Here is a 4049-nt window from a genome sequence, read left to right as displayed (position 1 = left end):
ATGGTGTCCGTCGCGGCTCCGGTCGAACGCGCGCGTGATCTGATCGCGGACTGGGGCCCCGCCCTCAGCGTCGCCGCGGTGAACAGCCCTGCGGCAACGGTGGTCTGCGGTGACGCGGACGCCTGCGCGGAATTCATCACCGAATGCGAGCGCCAGGGCGTGTGGGCGCGCCGGATTCCGGTCGACTACGCCTCGCACTCGTCGCATGTCGACACACTGCGGGACTCTGTACTCGCGGAGCTGACCGGGATCGTGCCCCAGACCATCCCACCGGGCGGACCGGTCTTCGTATCGACCGTTACCGGACAGGTCATGGACACCGCGGAATTGACGCCGGAGTACTGGTTCACGAATCTGCGGGAGACCGTCCGTTTCGATGCTGCCCTCGTCGCAGCGTTCGAGGCAGGATGTCGCGCGTTCGTGGAATCGAGTCCGCATCCGGTGCTGACCAACGCCGTCCACGACAACCTCGACGCGCTCACCCACTCCGCGCCCCAGCCGTCGATCGACGCCGTCGTGGTGGGGTCGCTGCGCCGCGAGGATGGCGGGCTGCGGCGCTTCCTGACCTCGGCGGCGGAATTGTTCGTGGCTGGCGGCAGCGTCGACTGGCGGACGGTGATCGCCGATTCCGGCGGCCGATGGGTGTCCCTGCCGCCGTACCCGTTCCAGCACGAACGGTTCTGGCAACTTCCGCAGTCCGCCACCGATGCGGCGGGACTCGGATTGCGCGCCATGCCGCACGCACTGCTGGGCGCGATCGTGGACATCCCGGACAGCGGCCGCACAGTGGTGTCCGGGAGGCTGTCGGCCGCCACGATGCCATGGTTGGCAGACCACGCGGTATTCGGCCGCACCCTGTTCCCGGGAACGGGTTTCGTCGAACTGGTGACCGCGGTCGCCGACCGGATCGGCAGCGACACGGTGCGCGAACTGACCATCACGTCGCCACTGCTGTTGGACGACAACGTCGTTCAGGTGTGCGTCGTGATCGACCCGCCTGGGAGCGACGGCAGCCGGGCGGTGTCGGTGCACTCGCGGATCGAGGGCGAAGCCGATATCGACGCCGCGCGGGGAGACTGGACGCTACACGCGGAAGGCGTGCTCGAAGCCGCGGATCCCGCCCCCGGATCCGAGGCGACGCCGGCCGCGCTGATCGGACCTCCGCCGGATGCGGTGACCGTCGACATCGCCGATGCCTACGCGACGCTGGCCGTGCGCGGCTACGACTACGGGCCGGCGTTCCAAGGGCTGACCGCCGTCCGGCGAACCGAGGACGAGATCTTCGTCGAGGCCGAACTGCCCGGCGGTGACGGGTCCGGCTTCGGAACCCATCCGGCCCTGCTGGATGCGGTGCTGCACGCGGTATTGATCACCTCCGCTGCCGACTCGGAGGTCCTGCTGCCGTTCGCGTGGTCCGGGATCCGATCCCTGGCGATCGGTGCGACACGGATCCGCGCTCGCCTGCGCGCCACCGGCGCCGACAGCTATTCGATCGATGTCGCCGACACCACCGGCCGCGCGGTCATGACGGTCGAATCGCTGCTGTCACGGCCGGTATCGCCCGGTCAGCTGGCTGCGGGCCTGACCGCCGCACCGATCGACGGCCTGCAGCTGCTGCGCTGGATCGACGCCGGCGCCGCGCCGGAGGTCCGCGAGATCGGCGACATCGCGATGATCGAGATCAATTCCGCCGCAGATTATTTCGACGTAGACGCGGGTGAATCGCACGCCGCCTCCGGTGCGGAGTACTACGCGATCCGATGTGCGGGCGCCTCGGCGGCGCGCGAAGGGACGCCCGCCGACATCGCCGCGGCGACGCACGAGTTGACCGCGCGGACGCTCGAGTTCCTGCGGAGCTGGCTCAGCGACGCACGATTCACCGACGCCCGTCTGGTGGTGGTGACCCGAGGTGCGATAGGAACCGGCGACTGTCCGGTAACTGATCCCGCGGCGGCGGCGGTGTGGGGTCTGGCGGCGTCTGCGCAGACCGAACATCCGAACCGAATCATTCTGCTGGACAGCGACATTCATGCGGACGAAACCGATATCGGATGGGCGCTGAGCCGGGTCTCGGCCATCGAGCCGCAACTCGCGCTGCGCGGGGACTCGATTCTGCTACCGCGCCTGACAGTGGACCGTGGGCAGACGACAGCGTCACCGGAGGAACTCGTACTCGGCACGGGCACGGTTCTGGTGACCGGCGGCACCGCCGGTCTGGGCGCGGTGGTGGCGCGCCACCTGGTCGCCGCCTACGGCGTGGATGACCTCGTGCTGACCAGTCGCCGGGGACTCGCGACACCGGATGTGGAGACCCTGGTCGCGGACCTGGAAGCCGCCGGTGCCCGGGTGCGAGTGGCGTCGTGCGACGTGGCGGATCGAGCCGCGGTGAGCCGGCTGGTGTCGGAGATCGTTTCCTCCGGTGCGCTCACCGGTGTGGTGCACGCGGCCGGCGTTCTGGACGACGGCGTACTCGAATCGCTGGATGCCGTTCGCCTGCGGAATGTGCTGGAACCCAAGGTAGACGGCGGCTGGAACCTGCATGTGGCCACTGCCGAACTGGATCTGTCGCTGTTCGTGGTGTTCTCGTCGATCGCCGGGGTGCTGGGCACCGCGGGGCAGGCGAATTACGCGGCGGGCAACCGGTTCCTGGACGGCTTGATCTCCTATCGCCGGGCCCGCGGCTTGCCGGGGATGTCCCTGGCGTGGGGACTGTGGGGACAGGGCACCGGATTGACGGGGCGGCTGGACTCCCGTGACGTAGTGCGGATGAATCGCGACGGTCTGGCCGCGATGACCACCGAACAGGGCCTGGCGCTGTGGGATGCGGCGCTCGCGACCGGCGAACCGCTGGCCGTGCCCGCGCGACTGGATCGCAACGCGTTACGAGAGCGCGCCGAGCAGAGCCGCCTGCCGGCACTGCTGTCGGGGCTGGTGCGCACGGGCCGGCGCGCCGCGGCGAACACCGCCCCGGCGATCGGCGACGCGCTGCGCGACCGGATGGCGGACCTCGACGCGGATCGCCGATACGACGTGATGCTGGGGGTGGTCCGCGAACAGGCGGCGGTCGTATTGGGGCACTCCGGCGCGGATGCCATCGAGCCTGGCCGCGCCTTCAAGGACCTGGGCTTCGACTCCCTGGACGCGGTGGGTTTCCGCGACCGCCTGGGCGGTGCGACCGGCATCAAGCTGCCGGCGAGCGCGGTCTTCGACTACCCGTCACCGGATGCCCTGGCGCGATTCCTGCTCGCGGAGTCGGGTTTCGGGGCCGAATCGGCCCCGGCGCGGCCCACTTCGGCGGCGCCGGCGGTCGGCGCGGCGGGCGACCGCCTGGCCATCGTGGGCATCGCTTGCCGCTATCCCGGACAGGTGGATTCGGCACGGGCGTTGTGGGACATGGTGGATCTCGAGCGCGACGTGGTCGGCGACCTGCCGGACAACCGCGGCTGGGACCCGGCGGCGCTGTACGACCCCGAACCCGGCAAGCCCGGCAAGACCTATACCAGGTCCGGTGGATTCCTCTATGACGCAGGGGAATTCGACGCCGACTTCTTCGGCATCAGCCCGCGCGAAGCGCTCGGGATGGACCCGCAGCAACGGCTGTTGCTCGAGGTGTCATGGGAAGCGCTCGAAGACGCGGGCATCGACCCGCACGACCTGAAGGGCAGCGACACGGGGGTCTTCACCGGACTCGCATCGCCCCAGGGATACGGTGGCGAGGGCTTCGGAATCCCGTCCATCGCCGCGAGTGTCGCGTCCGGTCGCGTGTCCTACGTGCTGGGCCTGGAAGGCCCGGCGATGACGGTGGATACGGCGTGTTCTTCCTCGCTGGTGGCACTGCATCTGGCCGGGCAGGCCGTGCGGTCCGGAGAATGCGATCTCGCGCTGGTCGGGGGCGTCACCGTCATGTCGACGCCGGAAGTCTTCGTGGAATTCTCGCGGCAGCGGGGTCTTTCGGCGGACGGCCGGTGCCGGTCCTTCGACGCCGCTGCCGATGGCACCGGCTGGGCCGAGGGCGTCGGCGTGTTGGTGGTCGAACGGCTTTCTCGGGC

Annotated in this window: 1 protein-coding gene; it reads left to right on the top strand. The window is 69.7% G+C overall.

Translation table 11 applies throughout. The features are described from left to right. A partial coding sequence (locus tag NY1_RS41605) for a type I polyketide synthase (protein ID WP_157762853.1) occupies nucleotides 1-4049 on the top strand: 4049 nt, incomplete at both ends.

This window comes from Nocardia yamanashiensis NBRC 100130, assembly GCF_001613325.1.
Taxonomy (GTDB): Bacteria; Actinomycetota; Actinomycetes; order Mycobacteriales; family Mycobacteriaceae; genus Nocardia; species Nocardia yamanashiensis.
Note: the sequence above shows the minus strand (reverse complement) of the source record. Positions and strands in the feature narration are given on the sequence as shown.